A 25,836-nucleotide genomic window follows, 5' to 3' on the forward strand; every position below is an offset into this window, starting at 1 on the left:
CTGAATGTTTTTTGAAACACTTTTTAATTTAATAAATTTGAATAAATACCACTTTATGAAGAAAATCTGCTTTTTGACGCTTTTTTTATTTTTATCTGCCTTTGCACATTCACAAGTTATTCTTTCTTTAGATGATGATACCGTTTACATAGACAGTATTGCAAAAGTGACCAGAAACACAAAATCTGATAGTATAAAATGTCTTTACAGTTTTAAATTATCAAGATTGTTTTTGATGGTTCAGAATGTTGAAAAATCCAAAGAATATTTAAATCAGGCCAATAGACTAAAATCAGGATTTCCCTTTTTGAAGGATGCTTCGATTTATTATAATTCCTATAGTTTTATTGAAAAAGGCGATATCATAGGTTTCGAAAAAACATTATTAGAAGCCAATGCCAAATTAAAACAATACAATAATACAGAAGCTTTTAGACTTCGCGCGATCCTGTTGCAGAATTATGGCATTATGCAACAGCGAAAAAATAACGAAAAGGGGTATATGAAATTATTGGTCAATGAAGCCATTCCCCTTGCAAAGAAGAGCGGCGATTATGAACTGATAAGCGGCTTGTATAAAGCGGTTGCTATTATTTTTATGAATAATAACGAACGCCAAAAAGCAAGTGAATATTTGGATGAAGCACAGAATTATATCGAAAAAGCAACCAAACGATCTCCTACATTGGCAGAATCTAAAATGGAGACTTATATTATCAATGCCGAAAATTTAGTAGAATTAAAACATTTTTATGATGCTAAAAAAGTACTTGATAAAGCCTTTTTTACACTCAAAAAATTTCCTGAATCCAATCTAAACGATTCTTATTTTTATTCTGAAGGAATATATTATGCCAAACAGAACAAATACACACAAGCTCTGGCGAGTTATGAAAAAGGAATAAAATCTGCCAACAATCATCAAAATGCAATTGCCTTAAACAGGTTGAAATTTGCGGAATATGAAATGCTTTTTAAGCTAAAGGAATATGAAAAAGCTAAAAACAACTTGGAATATCTTTTAGAGAATACGCCGTTTATTGTAGATAAAAAGAACTATTACAACGAATTGTCTAAAGTTTACAGTGCTGTTAAAAATTATGATAAAGCTTATTTTTATGCCAATAAATATAATGTTGTAAACGACAGTTTAAACAATACAAAATTTCAAAAAGAAATTGTAGAACTCGAAGCAAAGTACAAAAAAGCCGAAAATGAGAAAAAGATAACGGCTCTTCAATCGCAAAATGAAAAAGCGGCATTATTGGTTTATAACAATCGGTTGAATTCTTTTCTGTTTGCTGTATTGTCAGTTTTATTATTTCTGATTGTTTTGTTTTTGTGGATTTTGAATAAAAACCAAAAGAAGCTGAGTTTTCAAAAAGAGATTAATCACCAGCAGGAATTGACGGCACTTGAAAATCAGCAGAAATTATCAGTTTCAAATGCCTTAATCGAAGGTGAAGAAGTAGAGAGAAAACGAATTGCGCGAGATTTGCATGACGGACTTGGAAGTATGCTTTCGGGATTGAAAATTCATTTAAAATTGGCAGAAAAAGATAATGTAAGTACGACAGAAGTAACGACTTTACTGGATAATTCGATCAAAGAACTCCGCAATATTTCTCAAAACTTAATGCCCGAAAGTTTGCTGAAACTAAGTTTAGAACATGCTTTGCGTGATTTGTGCATGGCAAATTCAAACACAATAACAAATGTTGAATTTCAGTATTTGATTAACAAATCGAACTTGTCTAAAAACCATCAAATTTTTATTTATCGCATTATTCAGGAATTATTGAATAATGCTTTAAAGTATGCAAATGCATCAGAGATTCTGGTTTCATGTTCTCAAAATAAGGAAACTTTTTTTATAACGGTCGAAGATAACGGAGTTGGATTTAACGTTTCGGAAAGAAGTAATACCGGAATGGGCTTAAGAAATATAAAAAACCGTGTAGAGTTTTTAAACGGGAAATTAGAAATTGAAAGCATAATTAATAAAGGAACTTCGGCCTATATTGAGCTGAAGGTAAAAAACGAAATGCTAAATGACTAGAAAATATAAAACAGTAATTGTAGATGACCATCCGATTGTGATTTCCGGAATTTCGGGTTTACTGTCAGATTTTCAGATTGTTGAGGTCGTGGAGAAATTGCAGTCAGGCGTTGCGCTTTTAGATTATATCGAAACAAATGAAGTAGACCTGGTTTTAATGGATATTTTTTTGCCAGTGATAAACGGAATTGATCTTTGTAAAACCATCAAACAAAAATATCCTAAAATAATTATTATCGGGATGAGTAGCCAGTCAGAGAGAAGTCTGGTTATGCAATTTGTTCAAAATGGAGGAAATGGTTATATTTTAAAAAGTGCTTCTTTTGATGAATTTAAAAATTGCATTCATAAAGCAATTGATGGCGAAATTGTCTTTAGCGATGAGGTTCGGGCAGTTATAAGTCAGCCACAATCTGAAGATTTAGATCGAATCCCGAGTCTTAGCCGTCGGGAAAAAGACATTACTTTATTGCTCTCAAAAGGCAAATCAACTCAGGAAATTGCCGATGAATTGTTCTTGAGTTTTTTGACCGTACAAACGCACCGACGCAATATTCTTCAAAAATATAAAGTAAAAAATGTGGCCGAATTAATTACTTTCCTTCTGAAGAACAATCTTTTAAATTAACAAAATCTTCTGAATGCCAAAATGACATTTTTTGAAATTGGTTCGTAAATTGCTGTTTGTTTTGTAACTTTAAATTTCAATCAAAAAATCAAAAAAAATGGGAAGTGGATATTTAATTATTGCTGGTGCAATTATGTTATTCAGCTGGTTGGTTAGTTCAAAATTAAAAAGCAAGTTCGAATTATACTCTAAACTGCAACTTCGAAATGGAATGAGCGGTGCAGAAATTGCCGAGAAAATGTTGGCAGATAATGGTATTAGAGACGTTCGCGTTATCTCGACTCCGGGGCAGTTAACAGATCATTATAATCCGAGTGATAAAACTGTTAATCTAAGCGAAGCAGTTTATAATCATCGTAATGCGGCGGCAGCGGCTGTTGCGGCACACGAATGTGGTCATGCCGTGCAGCACTCTATTGGATACGAATGGTTAACCATGCGTTCGAAATTAGTGCCAATTGTAAGCGTCGCCTCAAATTATGTACAATGGATTTTGATTGCAGGAATCCTGATGATTAGAACTTTTCCTCAATTGTTATTGATAGGAATAATCATTTTTGCGGCAACAACCTTGTTTTCGATTATTACTTTGCCTGTAGAGTACGATGCAAGTAACAGAGCGCTTGCCTGGTTAGAAAATAAACACATGCTGACACAAGAAGAGCAGGCTGGAGCAAAAGATGCCTTAAAATGGGCTGCAAGAACTTATGTAGTAGCAGCAATCGGATCAATCGCAACGTTGTTGTACTATATCTCTATTTATTCCGGAAGCAGGAGGAATTAATGTGGTAATGAGATAATTAGTCAATTAGATAATTAATAACAAAAACCCGATTAGTTTAAACTAATCGGGTTTTTGTTATTTTGAAACAATAGACAATTGTTTATTAAGCATTTTAAGAATTATCTAATTAACTAATTATCTAATTGGCACATTTAAAGTTGAATCTGTCTATCAATCTGCTGATCGAGTGAAATAAATGTTTCTGTTCTTGAAACTCCTTCAATAGCCTGGATTTTTGTGTTTAAAAGCTGCATCAAATGTTCGTTGTCACGACAAATTATTTTGATCAAAACCGACCAGTTTCCGGTGGTATAATGACATTCTAAAACTTCGGGAATTTTTTTTAAATCTTTTACAGCTTCTGAGTTTCGGGAAGCTTTGTCCAGATAAACGCCAACAAATGCCATTGTGTTGTAACCTAAAACTTTTGGGTTAACAGTAAATTTCGATCCTGAAATTACACCCGATTGTTCCAGTTTTTTTAAACGCTGATGAATCGCCGCTCCAGAAATCCCAATTTTATTAGCAATTTGTAAAATAGGTTTTCGGGCATCATCCATTAAATAGCGAAGTATTTCTTTGTCGATGCCGTCAATTTCGATTAAAAGAGAATTGATTTTCATGAGAGTTGTGGTTTGAAACTAATATTGGTTTTTTGGTTTTAAATAGAAATCAAATTTAAGGATTAAAGTTTTAATTGAATAGAAAATTGTTGTTTTAAATCTTTGTCAAAGTTTTAAACTTTGACAAAGATGCGCGCAAAGTGTATATCCACATTTTTTGTCATCCCGAGGAACGAGGGATCTCCACGAGTAGCTCGACAAAGATTGGCAACTTACTTTACGGAGTTTCTTGTGGAGATCCCTCGTTCCTCGGGATGACAAAATTGTGTTTAAATCTTAGTCCGAAACACTCAAAATAGTCTAAAAACAAAAAATTCCAAATCCCAACAAGAAGGTTGGAATTTGGAATTTATAATTTGGAATTTTTATTTAAAAAGGATTATTTTCCTTTGTTTGCTTCGCTAATGTATTTTTCTAAAGCCATTGTCATAGAAGGCGTTTCAGGAGTTGGAGCAAGAATATCGATTCTTAAACCATAATCTAAAGCTTCTTTTTGAGTTGTGCTTCCAAAAACAGCAATTCTGGTATTGTTTTGTTTAAAATCAGGGAAGTTTTTGAACAATGATTTAATTCCGGTTGGACTAAAAAATGCTAAAACATCATAATAAACATCTGCTAAATCAGACAAATCACTCATTACTGTTTTGTAAAAAACAGCTTGCGTCCAGTCTACTTTTAAACCATTTAAGGTAATAGGCGCGTCAGCATTTAACTGATCTGATGCCGGAAGCAGGAATTTTTCGTCTTTGTATTTTTTAATTAATGGAGATAAATCAGCAAAATCTTTAGCACCTACATAAATTTTTCGCTTTCTGTACACTACATATTTCTGCAGGTAAAACGCAACTGCTTCAGATTGACAAAAATATTTCAATCCTTCAGGAACTTTGTAGCGCATTTCGTCTGCTACTCTGAAAAAATGATCTACAGCATTTCTGCTTGTCAAAATAATCGCAGTGTAATGATTAAGGTCGATTTTTTGTAATCGAATCTCTTTTGCGTTAACCCCTTCCACATGAATAAATGGTCTGAAATCAATTTTTATTTTGTGTTTTTGTTGGAGCTCAAAGTAAGGAGAATTTTCCACTTTAGGTTCAGGCTGTGACACCAAAATTGTTTTCACTTTCATATTATAAACATTTACTAAGCCACCTCTTTTGTTATCCAATAATACATGAAATAATAAGGGGCTATTTCAAGAGCGCAAAGATATAAAATAAAATAAAATAACTTACCGATTATTATATTTTGATACGTTTTAATTGAAATAAAGTAGGAAAATAGACTTATACATAGCGAAACGCCTATTATTACTAGCGGGACAATCTTCGGAATATTGTCATAATAGAACAAAACTGCGTTAAAAGGCAGTATTAAAACACCAATGTAAGTCCTGTAAGTCGCTTTTTGTAGATTGAAAAGGCTTACAAATTCATCAATATTGAAAGAAGTTGCAACGATTTTTTCGATTAAAAATTTCCCCAGAATAAAATAAAGTAAAAATGTAGCGATCTGAATGTACAAGATCCAATCTGTTTTTGAAGCATATCCAAAAATATGCAGCGTAAGCAAAATGAAAAATGAAAACGACAGAATTTGAACAAAAAACAGCCCAACAATAAAGCTGCCTTTCAGGTTGCTGGTGTCGCGATAAATTTTTGCATATTTATCAGAAAAAATAAGTTTGCTAAACTCACTAAATCTTGTTTCGTAAGTCGATTTAGTTATAGCAACGAGAGCAAAGGCCACCACAAATAAAAGTGTTGCCCAATCTTTGTTCTCTAGAATTCTGGGTTGAAGATGTTCAATCATAGCGTTACAAAATTAGTAATTTTTTGTATCAATACTTTTATTATAAATTTATTATGAATGAAATGGCATAAAAAGTTTACTTTTGCCATGAAATTGCCAAGAAAAATGAATGATAGTATTGTCATAATTCCCACTTATAACGAAATTGAAAACATAGAAAGTATAATAAGAGCCGTACTTTCACAACATAAACCTTTTCATCTTTTAATTATTGATGATAATTCTCCCGATCATACTGCAAACAAGGTGATTGCATTGCAGGAAGAATTTCCGGGCAGATTATTTTTAGAACAAAGAGCCAAAAAATCAGGTTTAGGAACAGCTTATGTTCATGGTTTTAAATGGGCTTTGGAACGCAAATATGATTACATTTTTGAGATGGATGCCGATTTTTCGCATAACCCGAATGATCTTGAAAAATTGTATGATGCCTGCCATTTTGGTGGTGCCGATTTATCAATTGGTTCTCGTTATGTAACAGGTGTAAATGTGGTAAACTGGCCTTTAAGTCGTGTATTAATGTCTTACTTTGCTTCGGTATATGTGAAATTTATTACCGGAATGAAAATTCATGATGCCACAGCTGGTTTTGTTTGTTATAAAAGAGAAGTTTTAGAGAAAATAAATCTCAATAAAATAAAATTTGTTGGTTATGCGTTTCAGATTGAAATGAAGTACAGAACCTATTGTGCTAAATTTGAAATTACCGAAGTTCCTATTATTTTTACAGACAGAACAAAAGGAGTTTCAAAAATGAGCAATGCCATTATTAAAGAAGCTATTCTTGGGGTAATTTCACTTCGATTAAAAAAATTAATCAATACATTATAATACCACGGTCATGAATAGGATTTTAATAAAGAATGCTAAAATTGTAAACGAAGGGTCTATTTTTGAAGGTGATGTCTTGATCGAGAACGACTTAATTGTTGAAGTTGCAGATAGTATCAGCCTAAAAACTTCAGATTGTATTGTGATAGATGCCGAAGGAAATTATTTAATGCCGGGTGCAATTGATGATCAGGTACATTTTAGAGAACCGGGATTAACACATAAAGGAGATATAGAATCAGAATCAAGAGCTGCAGTTGCGGGCGGAATCACTTCTTTTATCGAACAGCCAAACACGGTTCCTAATGCAGTTACTCAGGAAATTTTAGAAGAAAAATATCAAATTGCTGCCGTAAAATCATTTGCGAATTATTCGTTTATGATGGGTGCAACCAATGATAATCTGGAAGAAGTTTTAAAGACCAATCCAAGAAACGTTGCCGGAATCAAAATCTTTTTAGGTTCTTCAACGGGAAATATGCTTGTAGATAACGAAGCAACTTTAGAAAAAATATTTTCCAGCACGCCGATGTTGATTGCGGTTCATTGTGAAGATGAAGCGACAATTAAAAATAATCTTGCCCTTTTTAAAGAACAATACGGTGATGATGTTCCGGTAACGGCGCACCACTTAATTCGTAGTGCAGAAGCCTGTTATATTTCGTCTTCAAAAGCAGTGGCTTTGGCGAAAAAAACCGGAGCGCGTTTGCATATTTTCCATCTTTCTACAGCGAAGGAAATGGAATTGTTTACGAATAAAATTGCATTAGAAGATAAAAAAATCACAGCTGAGGTTTGTGTACATCACCTTTGGTTTACCGATGAAGATTATAAAACAAAAGGAAATTTCATTAAATGGAATCCTGCTGTAAAAACTGCCGAAGACAGAAAAGAACTTTGGAAAGCTTTGAATGACGGTCGAATTGATGTTATTGCAACAGATCACGCTCCGCATACAAAAGAAGAAAAAAGTCAATCCTATTTAAATGCTCCTTCAGGCGGACCATTAGTGCAGCATGCTGTTGTGGCAATGTTTGAAGCGCATCACCAAGGAAAAATTTCTGTTGAAAAAATCGTAGAGAAAATGTGCCACAATCCGGCTAAAATTTTCAAAATCGAAAAAAGAGGTTTTGTAAAAGAAGGTTATTTTGCTGATTTGGTAATTGTAAACCCGAGTTTGCCGTGGAGTGTAAAATCAGAAAATATCTTATCAAAATGTGGCTGGTCTCCTTTTGAAAACTTTACTTTTAAATCGAGGATTACCCATACGTTTGTAAACGGCGAATTGGTTTATAACAATTTTAAAGTGAAAGACGTTCGCAACGGAAAAAGATTATTGTTTGACAGATAAAATAGGAAGATGAAGAATTTTGTAATTATAATATTGGTTTTATTTTTTGCTGTAAGTTGTAAAAAAGAGCTTGTAAAAGAGCCTAAACGACTTATTGAGAAAGGAAAAATGATTGATATTATGTATGATTTATCTGTTTTGGATGCCATAAAATATCACAATCCATTATCCTTAGATTCACTTGATGCTAGTCCGAAGCGATTTATTCTTCAAAAATATAAAGTAGACAGTCTACAATTTGCGCAAAGTAATATGTACTATGCGTCAGATTATGAGAGCTATAAAGATATGTTTGATCAAATTGCGAAACGATTAGAAAAGAATCAGAAAAAAGCAGATTCACTGTTTAAGATCGAAGAGAAGAAAGCAGCAAAAGCAAACAAAAATAAGAAAGGCAAAACAACAGGACCAGCTCCTAAACTTAATGAAACTCAACCTGCCCGAAAAATTAATGTTGATTCTATACGAAGAGCAATAAGACAGACAAAAAGATAATTATAACTTCGATACTTCTTTAATGTATTGATGTACATCTAAAAAAACCGTTCCCAGAGCGGTTTTTATTTTTTCATTTGAATACAAATTTTTCGAATAAGAGGCTTTCGCTGTTGCTTTTGTTAAACGTCTTTTTTGGAAAAATAAAGTCGAGAATATTTTGCCTGCAATCCAAAGAAAATTCATGAAAAACGGAGTTGCATGAATACTTGGTTTTTTTACTTTTAAGACTTCTGCAATTGTGTTTAGAATATCCCTAAAAACAATATTGTCTGCAATTAAGGTAAAACGTTCATTTTTGATTGTGCTTTTCATTAGTTCGTAAGCAATTCTCACTACATCATTTATAGCAACAAATCCTGTATTTCCAAGAGTATAAAACGAAAGACCGTTTGCCACTTTTACGTATAGCTCAGCGCTTCCCTGTTCACATTTTTTTGTTTTTGGGATTGGTCCTAAAATTACGCCCGGATTAATAATGATAATATCCAGTCCTTCCTGAACGCCTCTCCAGACTTCCATTTCGGCGCCATATTTTGAAATAGCGTAATCGCTGTGAGGTTTTTCAGGATTCCAGTCGGTTTCTTCTGTAATATAGGTTTCATGTGGTGGTAAATCTCCCAAAGAGGCAATTGAGCTTACAAAGCAGAATTTTTTGATTCCTTTGGCCAACGAAAAATTAACCATATTGGCAGTTCCTTCGATATTGGTTTTTCGAAGTGCATCTTCGTCTTTAGGATCAAAAGAAATTAAAGCGGCACAATGGTAAACGTATTCAATGTCGATAAAAGCAATTTCTAGAGAAGGAACATCTAAAATATCGGCTTCAAGCCAATTGATTTTTTCGAATAAATCTCCTTTTTTATACAATTCAAAAACCGATTTTGTTTTTTGAATGTTGTTCTGGTTTCTGTAAATAGCCCGGACATTTTCTCCATTTTCGATTAAATGAAGCAATAAATGCGCGCCAACTAAACCTGTTCCTCCAGTTACTAATACCATTTTGTAAAGATAAGTTTTTGCTTTTTTGCCACAAAGGCTCAAAGCCACAAAGTTTTTTTGTTTTTAATAATATTTGCGCCTTTGTGCCTTAGTGGCATAAGTTTTTGCCATTGCCATTACCATTGATTATATTTGCGCAAAATATTTTAAAAATGAAGAATCTAGTTGAAGAATTAAAATGGCGCGGTTTATACCATGATAGCATGCCAGGAACGGAAGAACAATTGCTAAAAGAGGTAACGGCGGCATATATTGGTTTTGATCCAACGGCAGATTCACTGCATATTGGCAGTATGGTTCAGATTATTTTATTGGTTCATTTAAAGAATTTTGGTCATCAGCCTGTTGCTTTGGTTGGTGGTGCAACCGGAATGATTGGTGATCCTTCCGGAAAATCTGACGAAAGAAATTTGTTGAACGAAGAAACTTTGGCTAAAAACGTTGCCGGAATCAAAAGTGTTCTGTCTCGTTTCTTAGACTTTAATTCAAAAGAACCAAACGCTCCAATTATGGTAAATAACTATGATTGGATGAAAGAATTCTCGTTTATTGATTTTGCCCGTGAAGTTGGAAAACGTATTACGGTAAACTATATGATGGCGAAGGATTCTGTTAAAAAGAGAATTAACGGAGAAGGGGAAGGGATGTCTTTCACAGAATTTACATATCAATTAATTCAGGGATACGATTTTTATCATTTATATAAAAACAACAACTGCCTTTTGCAAATGGGAGGTTCTGACCAATGGGGTAATATTACCACAGGTACAGAATTAGTTCGCAGAATGGGAGGAGAAAATGCTAAAGCGTTTGCTTTAACAACTCCTTTAATCACAAAAGCAGATGGATCTAAATTTGGAAAATCTGAAGGAGGAAATGTTTGGTTGGATGCTGATAAAACTTCAGTATATAAATTTTACCAATTTTGGGTAAATGCTACTGATGCTGATGCTGAAAAATATATTAAAATCTTTACTTTTTTAGATAAAGAAACTATTGATGCTTTAATCGAAGAGCATAAAGCAGCTCCGCATTTAAGAGTTTTACAAAAGAAACTGGCTGAAGAAATTACGATTTTTGTTCATAGTAAAGAAGAATTAGAAAAAGCAATTCAGGCTTCGAATATTTTATTTGGAAATTCTACTTCAGAGGATTTGAAACAATTGGATGAAACGACTTTCTTAGAAGTTTTTGACGGAGTTCCTCAAGCTGAAATTGCAAAAGCAGATCTTGAAAACGGATTGGACATTGTTTCTGTTTTAAACGAAAAAACAGGTTTCTTTAAATCAAACGGAGAAGCGAGAAGAGCCTTAACAGCGAATTCAATTTCTGTAAACAGAGAAAAAATCAAAGAAGATTTTGTTTTGACTGCAAATGATTTGATTAATAATCAGTTTGTGTTATTACAAAGCGGAAAGAAGAATTATTTTGTGATTAGAGTGGTTTAAAATTGTTTAATCGTGTAATTGTTTAATCGGTTGTAAAGCGAATAAACGATTTAACAAATCAACGATTAACCTTTTTTACAAAACCATTAAATTACATCCACGAATATCAGAATTATCAAAACGTCCCAATACCTCAAAAGAGTTGTTGGGATTTTTTTTGCCTAAATCCTGAGTGGCAATAAAAGAGCATGAATTGATATTGGCCAAATCAATAACGTTAATTCCGCCTGTTTTTCCATTATTTACGTAAGTAAGCGCATCTTCGGGATCGCGAACTAAAATATGCATCCATGACGGACATTCGAAAACGCCTTCGCCTAAAGAATAGGCTTGCGCCAGAAGTTCGGTCATTCCGTATTCTGAATGAATTGCCGAAACACCAAAGCCTTTGCAAAGCTGTTCATGAAGTTCTTCGCGAATCATTTCTTTACGTTTGCCTTTCATTCCTCCGGTTTCCATAATAATGGTATTTTGAAGGTTGAATTGATGTTTTTCTATCAAATCTAATAAAGCATAAGTAACACCAATTAAAATAACATTTTGTCCTGATTCGTCTAAAGCCGTCAGTTTTTTAATTAAGTCGTCGTGATTGTGTAAATAAAAGCCGCTTTCGGGCTGATTGGATAGTTTTATTAAGTCTTCGACCATATAAATAAGCGAAGACCCATCTCTTTCGAGATAAGACGGCAAAAGAGCTAAAACAACGTAATCTTCGATATTGCCATAAAACTGAGAAAATCCCTTGCGGTAACTTTCCTCATATAGGGAAATATCGGTCACTAAATGTTTGCTCGTAATCATGCCCGTTGTTCCGCTGCTGGTAAAGGTAACCTGAACAGGATTTGAATTGGAAACTACATTATGACTCTTGAAAAATTGTATTGGTAAAAACGGAATTTGCTCCAGTGATTTTACCTGTTGCGGATTTACTTTTAGAAAGTCGCAAAAGTCACGATATACCTGATTGTTTTCATGCTGAAAACGAAACACTTTCAATGCTATTTTTTCAAATTGTTTCTGACTCGAAATGGTAAATATATCGCTGGCTGTAATCAAAACTTTTTTTGTGCAAAGGTAAGTATAAATGTAAATAGTTTTCAGTTTTTGGTCACAGTTTTCCTGTACAGAGTCTCAAAACCCAGACTGTGACTGGAAACTAAAAAAACGGCAATAAAAAAGCCCCAATATTATTTGGAGCTTTTTGATAGATTTTATGTTTTACCGAATGATAAGCTTTCTGGTAGCTGAAGCGTTCTCTTCGCTTATTTTAATAATATAAACTCCGGGAGTTAAATCACTAACATTTAATTCTCTGGTCGTTAAATGTGCCTGAATTACTTTTTTTCCTAACAAATCAAAAACAACTATTTCTTTTTCTAAATCGTTTTTTGATGTTATATAGACTTTGCCGTTTGTAACAGGGTTAGGGTACAAGCTCAGGCCCTCAATGGTACTTCCGTCCTGAGGTTTTGGTAATTGCTTACTATTATCCTGCGCTGATGCCGTTATAGTAGTAAAGAAAAAAGCCAATAAAAATGTAATATAAAAGTAGTTTTTTGCCATCGCTATTTTTTGATTATTGTAAATATACAAAAAAAAATACAAAAACTACGCCAAAAAAAAACATCCTAAAAAATTAGGATGTTTTTAACATTTTATGTGTTAAGTGATTAGAAAATCAACTTAGTTTAATTACTTAGTCCAGTTAGCCCAAGTTGGTAAGTCAGCACCAGCACCAGCACCTAAAGCACCAGTAGTTGTTCCAGATAATTTAGGACCATCAAATGCAGTAACAGAAGCTCCAAAAGTATAGTTTGTGATAGTAAAGTTACCAGCAGCGATATTTGCAACTGCACCAGCATCTGTAGATAATTTAGCAAGATCTTTAGGCATTCCGTCAGCAACATATAAGTTTGTGTAAGCTTGTTTTCCTCCACCTTCTTTGTAATTGATTGCTTTTTCGTCAGCTAAGAAAGCAGCATCACCTTTAACGATAGAGATGTTAGTGATTTTAGCGTTTGTCATTGGAACAGCTCCACTTGGATCTTTTGCGTTTGTAGATCCTTCAACACCTGCTTTAGTAACACCTTTAATGTATACGTTTGTAGCAGTACCTTGCCATCCGTCAGCAAAATCTAAAGAATCATCATAAGAGTTTACAATTACTAAGTTAGAAGCGTTTACAGCTCCTCCGAAGAATTCAATTCCATCATCACCACTTTCGAAAGTGTATATGTCAGATACTACAGTTCCTGAACCTACTCCGAAGAAAGAAACTCCATTGTATTCTTTTTCAGCAGTATATTTAGAACCTGTGTAAGAAATTCTTAAAAAGTTGATATTTCCAGAAGAATCTGCATTGTCATTACCACCATAGCTTAAAGAACCTACTTCAGAAGTACCATTGTCTCCTGTGTTCACTTTACCATTACCAGCGATAATTAATCCACCCCAGTCACTTTGAGCTGGAGTTGCTTTTCCAGAAGTCATAATAACTGGCTTAGCAGCAGTACCATTGATGTTAATTTTAGCATTTCTCTCTACAGCGATATATAAAGAAGTAGCTTCTGCAGTAGCAGAACTTTTAATTACTGTTCCAGCAGGAATAACTAAAGTAGCTCCACCTTTAACAACAAGACCACCTGTTAAAGTATAAGTTTGAGTTGGGTCCAAAGTTACAGTACCATCTTTAATCTCTCCCTTTAAATCGTCAACTTTTAAAACAAAAGAACTGTTGTTCGTATTGTTGTTGTTATTGTCATCAGAACTACAGCTTGTTAAAGCAAGTCCTAATATTGCAGCCATTGCAAATAAACTTTTTTTCATTTTTGTTGTGTTTTATTGTTTTATTTATTCAAGGCAAAGTAAATGAACATATGTTTTTGTTGAGTTAAGACCGTATTAACAATGTATTAAGTATAGTGGTATAAATAAGACTCGACTTAATATAAAATTTACATTGCCGTTTTTAAATTACAAAAGGTGATTAGAGTTACCTAATCACCTTTTGTATTTATTTAGAACAGTTTCTTAGAATGTATAATTTAAAGTAAGTCTGAAATCTGAACCTGCTTTGTATGAAACTGCGGTAATATCACCAACAGATTCTTTTCCTGGTACTTTTCCTTGCTCTTGTACACGTTTAAAAGTTGGATTCAGGATGTTATTGTAAATAAAACCTAATTTCAAGTTTTTAGTTAAACTTGTATTAGCGATAAAGTCTAATTTATTTACAGCTTTATCAACCAGGTTTCCTACTCTTGAGGTTCCAATAACAGCTAATTTATCTGAAAAATAAGAGTAAGATACCGTTGCACTGAAATCCTGTCCTTCTCTGAATTCATTTAAAAATGATAAGTTAGCATTGGCAAGGAAATTAGAAGCTCCTGTTAATTTACTTTCTGAAAAAGTAAAGTTTGCTCCAAAATCATTTTCGTTGTTTACTTTATCGTTGCTTAGATCTTGGTTTGTGTATAAATATGATCCGTTTGCGTCAAAAGAAAGTTTTGTCTTTAGGTTGTCATTATTTTCAATTTCAAAAATATCTTTTCTGAATTCTACTTCAACTCCTGCTACTGTTCCCTTATCTCCTGTATTTGCGTAAGAGATGTCATTTGAAGAAGAGTTAAGGAACATTTCGTTGATTGGGTTTTGAATAATTTTTCCGAATGCAGTTACAGAAATTAATTCCCCTGCTTTCGGGAAAAATTCCCATCCTAAATCGAAGTTGTAATTTGTTGAAGCATATAAATTAGGGTTTCCTTCGTATGCTTGTGCGACATCTTCATAAATAATTGGCACTTTTTCTTTAAACTGAGGAAGTGTATATGTTTTGCTCGCAGAAAACTTTAAGTTCTGTTTGTCTGTTAAAGTATATTTTGAAATTAAACTTGGTAAAATGTTAAACTTTGAATCATCAGAATTGCCGCCACCCGGAACGGTTGTTGTGATATAGAAAACACTTTGATTCAATTGTTCCAGTCTAGCCCCTAATATCACACTCAATCTATCCGTTAAAGAGTATTGAACATTAACGAATGCAGCATTAATATCTAAATTTCCATTATACAATTGGTTAATTCTGTTTGAGTAAGATGAACCCCAGTGTGCAGGATCTAAATAATTATCTACATGGTGTATGTCTTCTTTAGGAAAAGAAATTGTAGTTCTGTTCGGAAAAAATGAATATTGTTCCATGTTGTAATCTACACTCTTGAACTTTCCTGAATAACCAACAGTTACTTTTCCTTTGTAAGTATCATCACTGCCTTTTTTGAAGTTATAAGAAAGAGCAACATTTGCAGCGATTTCATTTTCTTTTAAGTCCTGAAAAAACCTGTGATTATTGATGTTTGAATTGGTAAAAAATGTATAGTCTATAGCATTTGGAGCATACACAAAAGAGTTTTGCATACGATCTGGAGTTGCGCTGTTAGACATGCTGTATCCTACACCCCAATTTAAATTCAACTGATCGTTGAACTTATTTTTCCCTGTTAATTGATTTACAATTAATTGAGTTCTTTCAAAAGTTCCACGTTTAATAAATCCAGATATTTGTTGAAGAGCATCTCCACCACCGTCAAAATTCTGGTTTGTTCCTTCATACTCGCTGTAATCTTGCTCACTTGAATTCAAGAATAAAGAAGTGAAGAAGATCGAGTTTTTGTTGTTGATTTTATAATCAGCTGTACCCATCACAGTTGTAGTAGTACTATGTTTGTACGCCGTTCTGTAAAAATCAGAAAAGATATCTCCGTCAGAAGTAATTCCCCCTCTACTGTATCCTTCTGTGTATTTATTTTTTGCACTAAATGAACCAGTAACAAAAGTACCAATTGAACTTTCATCATTTATATTGAATCTTTTACCAGCAGATAAAGTATAGAAAGCATTTAATATGTTTTTGTTTTCCTGTCTGTCCCAGCTTGTTGCATAGCTATATGGTTGTAATGGAGAGTCTGGAACTCCAACTTTTTTAAATCCAGTATAAGTAGGGCCATCTTGTAGATAAAAATGATCTTGGCCTAAAACATTTGTGTTAGCCCCTGTTCCAATTGAAAAACTTACAAAAGGTTTACCGCTGAATTTTTTTGCAGCAATATCTATGTTTGCTCCACCAAAATCGGCATAGTTTTGAGCTTCAAATGTTTTGCTTACTCCAATATTATCTACAATATTTGTCGTGAAAATATCTAAAAGTATATTTTTATTTGCAGGGTTGTTTGATGGTAATGGAAGTCCGTTTAATGTTGTAACATTATAACGATCTCCTAATCCTCTTACGAAAACATTTCCTGAATCGTCGTTTTTAGAAACCCCACTAACTTTAGATACAGCATTTGCTACATCGTTAACTCCTTTTCGAGCTATTTCTTCGGCACCAATTGCAGCTTTAAAAGAAACTGCATTTTTTTGGTCTAATAATAGAGCTGATTCTTTTTGTTTGTTTCCGGCAGATGATTGCACAACAACATCCTTCAAAGCATAACCTTCTCCAGAAGTAAGTGTTTGATTAATTGTTACAGTTTCATTTGCTTTAACTGTAACCGGAGCTTCTATAGTTTGGTATCCTAAAAAGCTGAAAATTAAAGTATAGCTTCCCGGATTTACAGATATTGAATATTTTCCGTCAATGTCAGTGTTTGCACTAATGTTTGTTCCTTTTATTAAGACATTCGCAAAAGGAAGCGATTGATTGTTCATTTCTTTGTCGGTTAATACACCAGAAATTGTACCTTTGTTTTGAGCGACCGAAATCGTACAGATAAATAATGTAAATAATAGAAATTTTAGATTGAATTTCATTTTAGTTGTGTTTAATTTATTTTTTTGCAAAGAAAGAACCGCCCTGTAAAGTTCATGTTACGCACTTGTTATGTTTTTGTGTTCTGTAGATTATCAAATTGTTACGAGATTAAATTACCGTTAACTGCGATTTTTAACCGTCGATTTATTATTATATTTACCATCGCAATTAAAAACCATCAGATTTATTAGAATCAAATTTGATGAGAAAACTCAATTTTTGCTATTTTATGAAAAAAACTCAAACCAAGATTTTATTGGTCGACGATGAACCGGATATCTTAGAAATCGTAGGCTATAACCTTGCTCAGGAAGGCTATCAAATTGTAACAGCTTCAAACGGAAAAGATGCAATTGCAAAAGCTCAGAAAGAATTACCAGACCTGATTATTATGGATGTGATGATGGCAGAAATGGACGGTATGGAAGCTTGTGAAAACATCAGAAAAATACCAGAATTAAATAATGTTATCATAACATTTTTAACAGCAAGAAGCGAAGATTATTCGCAAGTAGCTGGTTTCGATGCAGGTGCTGATGATTATATCACAAAACCGATAAAGCCAAAATTACTGGTAAGTAAAGTAAAGGCTTTGTTAAGAAGGTTAAAAGAACAAGAAGTTGTTAGCGATACCTTAAATGTTGGCGGAATCGAAATTAACCGCGAAGAATATAAGATCATAAAAGGGAATGTAGAAATTGCATTACCAAGAAAAGAATTTGAATTGTTTTACCTACTGGCTTCAAAACCTGGAAAAGTTTTCAAAAGAGATGAAATACTTGATAAAGTTTGGGGTAACGAAGTAGTAGTTGGCGGAAGAACAATCGATGTTCACATCAGGAAATTACGTGAAAAGATTGGAGAAGATCTTTTTAAAACAATAAAAGGAGTAGGTTATAAATTTGAAGTTTAATTTTTTAAGCTGCTAAGTTTCTAAGATACTAAGTATTTGATTGTGATCTAACATTCAATTATAGTCCATACTTTTGAAATCAAAGTCAATCTTTGTCAAATTAAACTTTGACAAAGATTGACTTTTTCAAATTTTTCTCAATACATAGAAAATAAGTTTTACTTTTAAATGAACTTATATCACTTATATGGTGAAAAAATCCCTTAATGGTTAAAAATATTCAATGAAAATTAATTTTAAGAAAACATACAAATTTGCTGTAAAGTCGGCATTATATATAAGTCTTTTTGCAACAGGATTTGTACTGATTTTGATGTCGTTGTTTTATAAAAATCAACTGAAACATCAAATAGGGTTTGGATTAGTTTTTCTCTTATCGATTTACATTTTCTCTTTCCTGGTTTTGCAATATCGTGTAGAACGTTTTATATACAGAAGAGTAAAAAAAATATACGATGAGGTTTCGTTATTAGAATCGACAACACTTATCAATCAGCCCATAACGACAGATATGGAAACGCTTTCGCGCGAAGTAAAAAAGTTTGCTACAGATAAAAAACTCGAAATCGAAATGCTCGAAATTCGTGAAGAATACCGCAGGGAGTTTTTAGGAAACGTTTCACACGAACTTAAAACACCTTTGTTTACGGTTCAGGGCTATGTTTCGACTTTGCTTGATGGTGCGATGGATGATAAACACATCAGAAAAAAATATTTAAAACGTGCTGAAAAAGGAGTAGAGCGACTTATATATATAGTGGAAGATCTCGACATGATTACCAAACTTGAGTCTGGTGATCTGGATTTGAATATGACTGATTTTGATATCGTTGAGTTGATCCAGAATGTGTTTGATTTATTGGAAATGAAAGCCGAAAAGAAAAAAATCAAATTGGCTTTTGAAAGCAGAAATGTAAAATCGGTTATTGTTCGTGGAGATCAGGACAGAATTCAGCAGGTTTTGGAGAATTTAATTGTAAACTCAATTAAATACGGAAAAGAAGGTGGTTTAACCGAAGTTGGAGTAGTTAATTTAACCAAGAAAAAAGTCTTAATCAGAATTAGTGATAATGGAGAAGGGGTGGAAAAACAAAATATCCCAAGACTTTTTGAACGTTTTTACCGTGTCGATAAAAGCGGAACCCGATCTGAAGGTGGTTCTGGTTTAGGATTGGCCATCGTAAAACATATTATTGAGGCACATAAAGAGAAAGTATATGTAGAAAGTGAATTCGGAATTGGTTCTGAATTCTCTTTTACACTCGAAAAAGCATATAAAGCGCAGAAAGTTGAGGTTAAAAAATTGTAAGCTTCAAAGCTATTAAGTGCCGAAGAATAAGGTTTGGCAAGGCCAATAATATTTGCGTAACTATTTATAAACAAATCTTCTTATTATGATAACACGGTGTTAATGATTTCTTAACATTGGTGATACATCTTTGCACCTTGAATTTTAGTGCATTAGAAGAAAATGATAAAAAGAAAAATAATTGCAATTTTATTGCTAATTACTTGTGTTGCAAATGCGCAAGAGTTAACCAAAGAAGATGTAAAAAAAGAAGTAGTTCGTCTTCTTGATTCTATCAATAAAGCCAAACTTCCGGATACCAAATCGGGTGTTAGTAATGATGAGCACTGGTACGACAGAATCTCCCTAAGAGGTTATGCGCAAATACGATACAATGGTTTGTTTTCTACAAACGATAAAGTTTCCTGTGACCAATGCGATAAATCATGGGGAACAACTTCTACAGCTCCGGACGCAAAAGCAAACAATGGACTTTTTATCAGACGAGCACGTTTAGTGTTTTCAGGACAAGTGCATCCAAATGTGTTTTTTTACTTCCAGCCAGATTTTGCCAGTTCACCAAGTACCGGAATTCAAAATTTTGTTCAAATACGTGACCTGTATTTTGATCTTTCTTTCGATAAGAAAAAGGAATACCGTGTGCGTGTCGGACAAAGTAAAATTCCGTATGGTTTTGAAAACATGCAATCCAGCTCGCAGCGATTGGCTTTAGACAGAAACGACGCCATGAACAGTGCTATATTAAACGAACGTGATTTAGGGTTATTCTTTTATTGGGCTCCGGCCGAAATCAGAGAGCGTTTCTCGATGTTGGTAAAAGATGGTTATAAAGGTTCAGGCGATTTTGGAGTTTTTGCTTTTGGAGTTTACAACGGGCAAATTGCCAATAAACTTGACGGAAACAGAGATTTAAATGTAGTGGCCAGAGTTACTTATCCATTTGTTATCGGAAATCAGATTATCGAACCCGGAATTCAGGCATATACTGGAAAATGGGCTTTCACAGGCGAAATTTCAAATGGCGTTACAGTTAATGATCCTCAATATGTAAAAGACCAGAGAGTTGGAGCGACTTTTGTTTTGTATCCAAAGCCATTCGGAATTCAGACGGAATATAATATTGGAACCGGACCTCGCTATAACACACTTACAAACACTGTTGATGAAACAGATTTAAATGGTGGTTATGTAATATTGAATTATAAATTAGACATAAAAAAACAGCATATTTACCCTTTCGCCAAATTTCAGTATTATGATGGAGGAAAAAAATATGAGAAAGATGCCAGAAGTTATGTTGTACGTGATTACGAAATTGGTGTAGAATGGCAGCCATTTAAAGCATTCGAACTTACGGCAGAATATGTTATTGCCGACAGAACTTTTGAAGACAGTGCGCTCCCAATCAATAGGCAACAAGGAAACTTATTGCGATTGCAAGCGCAGTTTAACTTCTAAGCTTTATCTTCAAATATAGAAAATAGAGAATCCCAGTCGATATTATCCTGAAATTGAGAAAAACCTGTAAACGACTTTACTCTTGATAAATCTTCAATGGTAAAGTCGTCTTGCAATGCATACGGCACCAGATTTTCATCCTGAAGTTTTATCGCTAAATATTCCTGTTCATATTGCCCCGGAGTTGGAATAAAAAAAGCTTTTTTGCCCAATTTTGCCAAATCCATAACGGTAGTATAACCGGAACGGCACAAAACCAAATCACTTTCATTGAAGGTTTGTTCCAACTGTTTTGAATTCATGAAATTGTAATAAGTAACATTTCCGGATTCTAGTTTGGTTTGATCTTTTTCGACTACACCTTTTACAAACACAACTTTTCCTTCATAATTAACAACCTCTTTCTTTAATTTTTCTTCTAGATAAGTACGTTGAGGTTCTGGTCCCGAAAGAATAATCATCAAATCATAAACCTTTGGAGTTTCTTTTTTGCGCATTCTGCTCAAAGGTCCAATATATTTTAAGTTTAGTTCATTAGTTTCAAGATGTCCTAAATCACCGGTAAGATTTACTTTTTCATCCGTATCAGGAACCCAGCATTCCGTATATTTTTTTATAACATGCTGATGACATTTACTCGTAAACCATGTTGTATTTCCAGTCATCACATTTAATTGATGCGTAATAAATACCGATGGAATTTTTTTGCTAAAAACACCTAACCTGTTATCTGAAATAATACCATCAATGCCGTGTTTTTTAACCCACGATTTTACCATTTTTTTCTCATCACGAATGGCTGTAATCATTTTAGGAAGATTTTTAATCAGTTTCCATTTAAAGTTTTTACCATTTTTGGCATATTCAATATGATAAGATGGCAATTCAAGAGTTTGCACATATGGAAATTCTTTTCTTAACAAAGCCAGTGCAATTCCGTCAGAAGCGATTATCGGAATAAAATTATTTTCCTGTAATGCTTTTATAATCGGGATACATCTTGTGGCGTGGCCCAAGCCCCAGTTTAACGGTGCGACTAAAATAGTTTTGTTTGCCGAATATTCAATACTCATATTAAGTTTGCTTTTTGACGAAGATATATAAATAAGTGATTTCTGTTATTTAGCGCATATTACTAAATTATTAACTCTATTGTAAGGCTTTGTTTATATATTAACATAAAAGTTAATGTATAAAAAAAGAGACTAAAAAAATTTAGCCTCTTGATTATTAGTTATCAAATTATTTCTTAATCCTGAATATACGTTTTGTTACCGTTTGAGTTTATGTAGTATTTACCACCTTTAGGCCCGGTATATACTTTTTTACCATTGTATTCTCCGGTCACTTTGTCTGCAACTTTTGGTGCTTTTTCAGTTGTTTCTTTTACAGTTTTGGTACCGGTTTTTTTAGTTGCCGTTGTTTTAGCTTTTGTGTCCGATTTTATGCCTTCAACTTTTGCTTTGGTGGCATCGCTTTTTGCTTTGGCAGCGTCAGATTTTGCTTTTTTGGCATCTGCAGTTGCTTTCTCAGAATCAGATTTTGCTTTAGTTGCGTCTTTTTTAGCTTTTGCCGATTCCTTTTTGGCAGCGGCAGCAGCTTTGTCAGCATCCGATTTTGCATCAGCTGTTTTTTTGGCTTTCGCAGATTCCTTTTTAGCGTCTGCAGCAGCTTTGTCTGCATCTGACTTTGCTTTTTTTGCTTTAGTTTCAGTTTTAGACTTCGTAGTTGTTGTAGTTTCCTGAGCGTAGAAATTGCCGGAAAGCATAAGTACAAAACAGATTAATAAGAATTTTTTCATAAGTTGAGAGATTAAAATTTCGATTAAAAATAATCAATTTATGATAATGTTGTTCTCAAAGTGTTAAAAATAAGCGCGAAGCTGTACATTTCCGGTGTGAATTGTTTTTCCGGTTTCACTTTTTCTGCCTTGATAATTTAAGTTGATATCTAAAAACTGTGTAATGTTTTTTTGTAAAAGAAGCTTCCAAACCAGGTTTTGACCCGCCTGAAGCCCTTCAAGCATCTGAAATCCTACAGATGAGAATTCATTTCCTTCAAATTTATTTTCATAAAAAGAAAACTCGCCATTTACTGTTATCTTTTTCTCGCCGGCATAAGAAAAAGAAGTTCCCAGTCTATTTTGACGCAGTGTTTCAAAATTCCCCATTTTATTTTCCTTGTTTTGCAACTCATAAAAGAAATCCAGGCTTGTGTTTTTCGAGAATAAATAACTGATTTTTGGAGCAATTTGATAACCATCCAAATCATAATTTTTCTCAGTAAAATCTTCAGAAACTAAATTGGTTTTTATGGTTTTAGTAAAGAAATTAAACAGCCAGCTTTTTTGCAGCAAATGTGTGTATTGCAATTGATGCGAATTATTGGTTACGTTTTGAGAACCAATCGAAAGCAAGTTTTTTCCTTTATTAATAAGATAAGAATACGTTACAGAATGTTTTTGTTTGCCCCTGTTATAATAAAAACTGTTTCTAAAACTCGAATTTAATCCCAGCATATTTTCATCTGACGAACTAAATGGATTCAGCTCTAAACGATCGCCATCACTTTTTACCTTGCGGTCCATAATAAAAGATGTCTGATTGTAAAAATAAGAAGCCAGTTTTTTGAAACCCGTTTCGTTTTGCCACTGCAACGGATTTAAAGTTACAGATTGCGAAAACTTATTTTGATTTGTTTTTATATAAACCTGATTGGGTAAAAAGATGCGCACAAACTTGGCCTGATCCGGAAAAGGGGCAATTTCAAACTCTTCCAGTTCCTGAATTCCGTTGCCATTATAATCATTCCAGGTATAAACGCCCTGACCCGTAGGAACTTCGACATACGTAAATTCCTGTTGTGCAATAGTTCCCGAACTCGTTTCATAAGCCGTACCAATTTGCATAAACTGATTAAAAAAACGATCGTTGTATAGAATTCTCGAATTTAATGAAGGTTCATTTTTTCGGGAAACATCCGTAAAATTCAACGTTCGATAACTGGCATAAACGGCTAAATCTGTTTTTTTGTTCTGAATCAATTTCGATTTCAAAACATACATTCTAGAATCGTTAACATGTTGTAATAAACCATTTTGTAAACTATCGTTGCGACGTTGCAAATATCCCACTTCAACAAAAACTTTTGTACTGTCGCCGCGCCCAACAAAAACACCATATTCTGAAAACCTTTGGCTCAGTGTCGAAAATTCATTAGTAACTTTATCTTTCTCCTGATTATCTTCAATCTGAACACTTCCTCCAACCCAGTTTTTACCGAAATGATATTTGGTTTTAGTAAGATTTCGAATGAATTTTGAAGTAGAAGTAGTGGCATCAGAATTCAGGAAACTTCCCTGGTTTTCAATTGTCCATTTATTTAATTTAAAAAATGCTGTTGCCGTATGTCGTGCTCCCGAATAACTTTCGGTATAATCCAGTTTTTCAAATTGATACATAAATAAGCCAATGTTTGTAGTTTCTTTTTTCGAAAATAAATCAAAATTTAATCCCGTAACCAGCAAACTTTGATTGCCCAAAAGTGTTGTTGTACTTAAATTCCAGTCTCTGTTAAACTCAATATTATACAAACGTTCTACAGATCTAAAATCTTCCTGAACAAATTGATAATTGGCAAAAGCATCCAAAGTCCAGTCTCTGGTAAAAAGACGTTTTTTAATATTAGCTTTAAAAGCAATTCCGTCATCGTTGGCATCATCAATATTCGAAAATAAATTTTGATCATTATTACTCACAGCAATTTCAAAATCAGCCAGCGTTTTTTCGTCAGGATTATATTTTCCTAAAAAAGTCGCAACCTGAATTTTCATAGGAGCAACCAACTTTACAATTGGCTCATAATTTCCCTGTAAAACACCATTTACAGGCGCAACATATTCGTAAATACGCTCAACAGAGTTATTGTTTTGAATAATATAATTTCCAAGATTATTGCCAACAAGGCTAAATTTTACATTATACAAAACATCACTCGAATTATTCGAATATTCGTAAACCTCTATAGAATTAACAATCGTTTTTTTGTACAAAATTTTATTATCAGCATAAGCATCTTCGTAAGCAGATGGCGCCACCATTAGGTTTTGATCATCTCCCGCCTGGCTCAAAATCTGAACTTGTTCCGGAGAAAGGTTTTGCTGTAAAGGCTGATTTTTCATATCATTTTCAGAATACAAATAACCGCCAAAACTCCAGCTTTTATTTTGATGTGTCGCGCCCGCATACGTAACAAGTCGGTTATAATTTCGTTCAGAATATTGGTATTCAATACTAATACGCATTTCTGAGGTAATCGTAAAAAGCGACGTAAAAACAATTTCGCCTGCATTATAATCAATAGTATAATCATTGTTTTCGCCACGTTTCAGCAAAACACCATTTACATAAACACGTTCAGAACCCGAAATAACCAAAACGTACAATTCTCCATTTTGTCCCTTTAATTTATAAGGTCCCTGATTACCTTCCTGTCCGGTAAAAGTACTTTTGGCATATTGCCCTTTTACAAAAGCAACCGATGCAAAAACATTGGTTTTATTATCCTCGTCGCCAAAATCAAAACTGGTTGCAAGTCCCTGAACTTTTTTATTAAAACTAAGAAATTGTGTTTTTCTATTTTCTAAGAAAACATCGCCTGCGCGAATATTCCAGTCATCGCTAAAAAGTTCCATGAAAATATTATCAAATTGATCCAGTTTTTGAGAATATCCGCCATCCTGCAGCGGAATATTGCTATCCTGAAGTGAAGCTCTCAAACTAACTTTATCGGATATTTTTCCGGTAATCTGAAGATCCAGATTCGAATTCAAAACCGTATTTTGATTGTTTCCAATTGTTACGCCACGCGTTATACTTCCGGAAGTATTCAATCCGTCAAACGGAGTAACTTTTTTGGCATTAGTATTTTCAAGTTTGTATAATTTCTCTGAGCCAACATCGTTACTCACAACCTGACTGTCTTTGTAAAGCGAATATTCTTTGGTTAAAAAGTCAGGATATTTTAAATAATTGACAACTAGTGTATCTGAATCTGAAGTGAATTTTTCGTTTAAAAGTAAAGTTCCTTTTTGAAAATCGATTTTGTAAAATGTCGAATCAATAGGTTCATTTTTAGTATTTAAAAGTTCGAAAAAGCTCGAATTAATGCTGAATTTTTCTAAGTGAATTGTGTCTCGTGTAACAGTTACTTTTTTTGTCTGGTACGAAGATTCCGTTTCCTGCGCCCGAAGACCAGAAAACCAAATAAGCACCGTAAAAAACAGTAATTTTTTCAACATAAACACTTTAACTCT

Annotated in this window: 21 protein-coding genes; 10 read left to right on the forward strand and 11 right to left on the reverse strand. The window is 33.6% G+C overall.

Annotated elements, in window-relative coordinates; translation table 11 throughout:
- The first annotated feature begins 55 nt into the window (after positions 1-55).
- The 3 genes from BUE22_RS20030 to BUE22_RS20040 all read left to right on the forward strand — a co-directional run bounded on the left by BUE22_RS20030 (position 56) and on the right by BUE22_RS20040 (position 3,471).
- Positions 56-2,059 carry an ATP-binding protein gene (locus tag BUE22_RS20030; RefSeq protein WP_073397854.1) on the forward strand — a complete coding sequence of 668 codons (2,004 nt, stop codon included), beginning with the start codon at positions 56-58 and terminating at the stop codon, positions 2,057-2,059.
- Positions 2,052-2,687, forward strand: a complete 636-nt coding sequence (locus BUE22_RS20035) for a response regulator (protein WP_073397731.1) — start codon at positions 2,052-2,054, stop codon at positions 2,685-2,687. The genes BUE22_RS20030 and BUE22_RS20035 overlap by 8 nt, the downstream gene beginning before the upstream one ends.
- A gap of 97 nt (positions 2,688-2,784) precedes the next feature.
- The gene (locus BUE22_RS20040) at positions 2,785-3,471 is read left to right on the forward strand and encodes a zinc metallopeptidase (RefSeq protein WP_042564714.1); all 687 of its coding nucleotides are present in this window, start codon (positions 2,785-2,787) and stop codon (positions 3,469-3,471) included.
- A 152-nt stretch (positions 3,472-3,623) separates the two neighbouring features.
- Here the strand turns inward: BUE22_RS20040 and BUE22_RS20045 are convergent, their stop codons facing one another.
- From BUE22_RS20045 to BUE22_RS20055, 3 genes are all read right to left on the reverse strand, one after another.
- Positions 3,624-4,094 (reverse strand): Lrp/AsnC family transcriptional regulator, encoded by a 471-nt coding sequence (locus tag BUE22_RS20045; protein WP_035681816.1) that lies wholly within the window; start codon positions 4,092-4,094, stop codon positions 3,624-3,626.
- A 379-nt stretch (positions 4,095-4,473) separates the two neighbouring features.
- A complete protein-coding gene (locus tag BUE22_RS20050) occupies positions 4,474-5,223 on the reverse strand; it encodes a uroporphyrinogen-III synthase (RefSeq protein WP_073397855.1) in 750 nt (249 codons plus the stop codon).
- A gap of 14 nt (positions 5,224-5,237) precedes the next feature.
- Entirely contained in the window at positions 5,238-5,906 is a 669-nt protein-coding gene (locus BUE22_RS20055) for a DUF4271 domain-containing protein (RefSeq protein WP_073397733.1), read from the reverse strand.
- A gap of 105 nt (positions 5,907-6,011) precedes the next feature.
- Here BUE22_RS20055 and BUE22_RS20060 point away from each other — a divergent pair, with 105 nt between their 5' ends.
- From BUE22_RS20060 to BUE22_RS20070, 3 genes are read left to right on the forward strand one after another with little or no spacing between them, the layout of a single operon-like run.
- Positions 6,012-6,737, forward strand: coding sequence for a polyprenol monophosphomannose synthase (locus BUE22_RS20060; RefSeq protein ID WP_073397856.1), 726 nt, complete (start codon positions 6,012-6,014; stop codon positions 6,735-6,737).
- Between the two features lie 10 nt (positions 6,738-6,747).
- The gene (locus BUE22_RS20065) at positions 6,748-8,088 is read left to right on the forward strand and encodes a dihydroorotase (RefSeq protein ID WP_073397735.1); all 1,341 of its coding nucleotides are present in this window, start codon (positions 6,748-6,750) and stop codon (positions 8,086-8,088) included.
- A gap of 9 nt (positions 8,089-8,097) precedes the next feature.
- On the forward strand, positions 8,098-8,583 hold the full coding sequence (locus tag BUE22_RS20070) for a DUF4296 domain-containing protein (RefSeq protein ID WP_073397737.1): 486 nt from the start codon (positions 8,098-8,100) through the stop codon (positions 8,581-8,583).
- Here the strand turns inward: BUE22_RS20070 and BUE22_RS20075 are convergent, their stop codons facing one another.
- Complete coding sequence (locus tag BUE22_RS20075; RefSeq protein WP_073397857.1) at positions 8,584-9,585, reverse strand: NAD-dependent epimerase/dehydratase family protein; 1,002 nt, start codon at positions 9,583-9,585, stop codon at positions 8,584-8,586.
- A gap of 152 nt (positions 9,586-9,737) precedes the next feature.
- On the opposite strand from BUE22_RS20075, the gene tyrS reads away from it, so the two are divergent.
- The gene (gene tyrS / locus BUE22_RS20080; protein WP_073397739.1) at positions 9,738-11,033 is read left to right on the forward strand and encodes a tyrosine--tRNA ligase; all 1,296 of its coding nucleotides are present in this window, start codon (positions 9,738-9,740) and stop codon (positions 11,031-11,033) included.
- 75 nt (positions 11,034-11,108) lie between these two features.
- Here the strand turns inward: tyrS and BUE22_RS20085 are convergent, their stop codons facing one another.
- The 4 genes from BUE22_RS20085 to BUE22_RS20100 form a co-directional block, all read right to left on the reverse strand.
- Complete coding sequence (locus BUE22_RS20085; RefSeq protein WP_073397741.1) at positions 11,109-12,089, reverse strand: LuxE/PaaK family acyltransferase; 981 nt, start codon at positions 12,087-12,089, stop codon at positions 11,109-11,111.
- Between the two features lie 162 nt (positions 12,090-12,251).
- Positions 12,252-12,596, reverse strand: a complete 345-nt coding sequence (locus tag BUE22_RS20090; RefSeq protein ID WP_073397743.1) for a T9SS type A sorting domain-containing protein — start codon at positions 12,594-12,596, stop codon at positions 12,252-12,254.
- Positions 12,597-12,725: 129 nt separating this feature from the next.
- Positions 12,726-13,859: a hypothetical protein gene (locus BUE22_RS20095; RefSeq protein ID WP_042564705.1), complete on the reverse strand. Its 1,134-nt coding sequence runs from the start codon at positions 13,857-13,859 to the stop codon at positions 12,726-12,728.
- 204 nt (positions 13,860-14,063) lie between these two features.
- Positions 14,064-16,841: a TonB-dependent receptor gene (locus tag BUE22_RS20100; protein WP_073397744.1), complete on the reverse strand. Its 2,778-nt coding sequence runs from the start codon at positions 16,839-16,841 to the stop codon at positions 14,064-14,066.
- A gap of 230 nt (positions 16,842-17,071) precedes the next feature.
- On the opposite strand from BUE22_RS20100, the gene BUE22_RS20105 reads away from it, so the two are divergent.
- The 3 genes from BUE22_RS20105 to BUE22_RS20115 all read left to right on the forward strand — a co-directional run bounded on the left by BUE22_RS20105 (position 17,072) and on the right by BUE22_RS20115 (position 20,522).
- Positions 17,072-17,755, forward strand: coding sequence for a response regulator transcription factor (locus BUE22_RS20105; protein ID WP_042564703.1), 684 nt, complete (start codon positions 17,072-17,074; stop codon positions 17,753-17,755).
- A 223-nt stretch (positions 17,756-17,978) separates the two neighbouring features.
- Positions 17,979-19,064 (forward strand): sensor histidine kinase, encoded by a 1,086-nt coding sequence (locus tag BUE22_RS20110; RefSeq protein ID WP_042564702.1) that lies wholly within the window; start codon positions 17,979-17,981, stop codon positions 19,062-19,064.
- Positions 19,065-19,226: 162 nt separating this feature from the next.
- Positions 19,227-20,522, forward strand: a complete 1,296-nt coding sequence (locus tag BUE22_RS20115) for a porin (RefSeq protein WP_073397747.1) — start codon at positions 19,227-19,229, stop codon at positions 20,520-20,522.
- On the opposite strand, the gene BUE22_RS20120 is transcribed toward BUE22_RS20115, so the two are convergent.
- The 3 genes from BUE22_RS20120 to BUE22_RS20130 form a co-directional block, all read right to left on the reverse strand.
- The gene (locus BUE22_RS20120; protein ID WP_073397749.1) at positions 20,519-21,595 is read right to left on the reverse strand and encodes a glycosyltransferase; all 1,077 of its coding nucleotides are present in this window, start codon (positions 21,593-21,595) and stop codon (positions 20,519-20,521) included. The two genes, BUE22_RS20115 and BUE22_RS20120, sit on opposite strands and share 4 nt — an antisense overlap.
- A 176-nt stretch (positions 21,596-21,771) precedes the next feature.
- On the reverse strand, positions 21,772-22,323 hold the full coding sequence (locus tag BUE22_RS20125) for a hypothetical protein (RefSeq protein ID WP_073397750.1): 552 nt from the start codon (positions 22,321-22,323) through the stop codon (positions 21,772-21,774).
- A 63-nt stretch (positions 22,324-22,386) separates the two neighbouring features.
- Positions 22,387-25,821, reverse strand: coding sequence for a hypothetical protein (locus tag BUE22_RS20130; protein ID WP_073397753.1), 3,435 nt, complete (start codon positions 25,819-25,821; stop codon positions 22,387-22,389).
- Between the last annotated feature and the right edge of the window lie 15 nt (positions 25,822-25,836).

Source organism: Flavobacterium pectinovorum, assembly GCF_900142715.1.
Classification (GTDB): Bacteria; Bacteroidota; Bacteroidia; order Flavobacteriales; family Flavobacteriaceae; genus Flavobacterium; species Flavobacterium pectinovorum.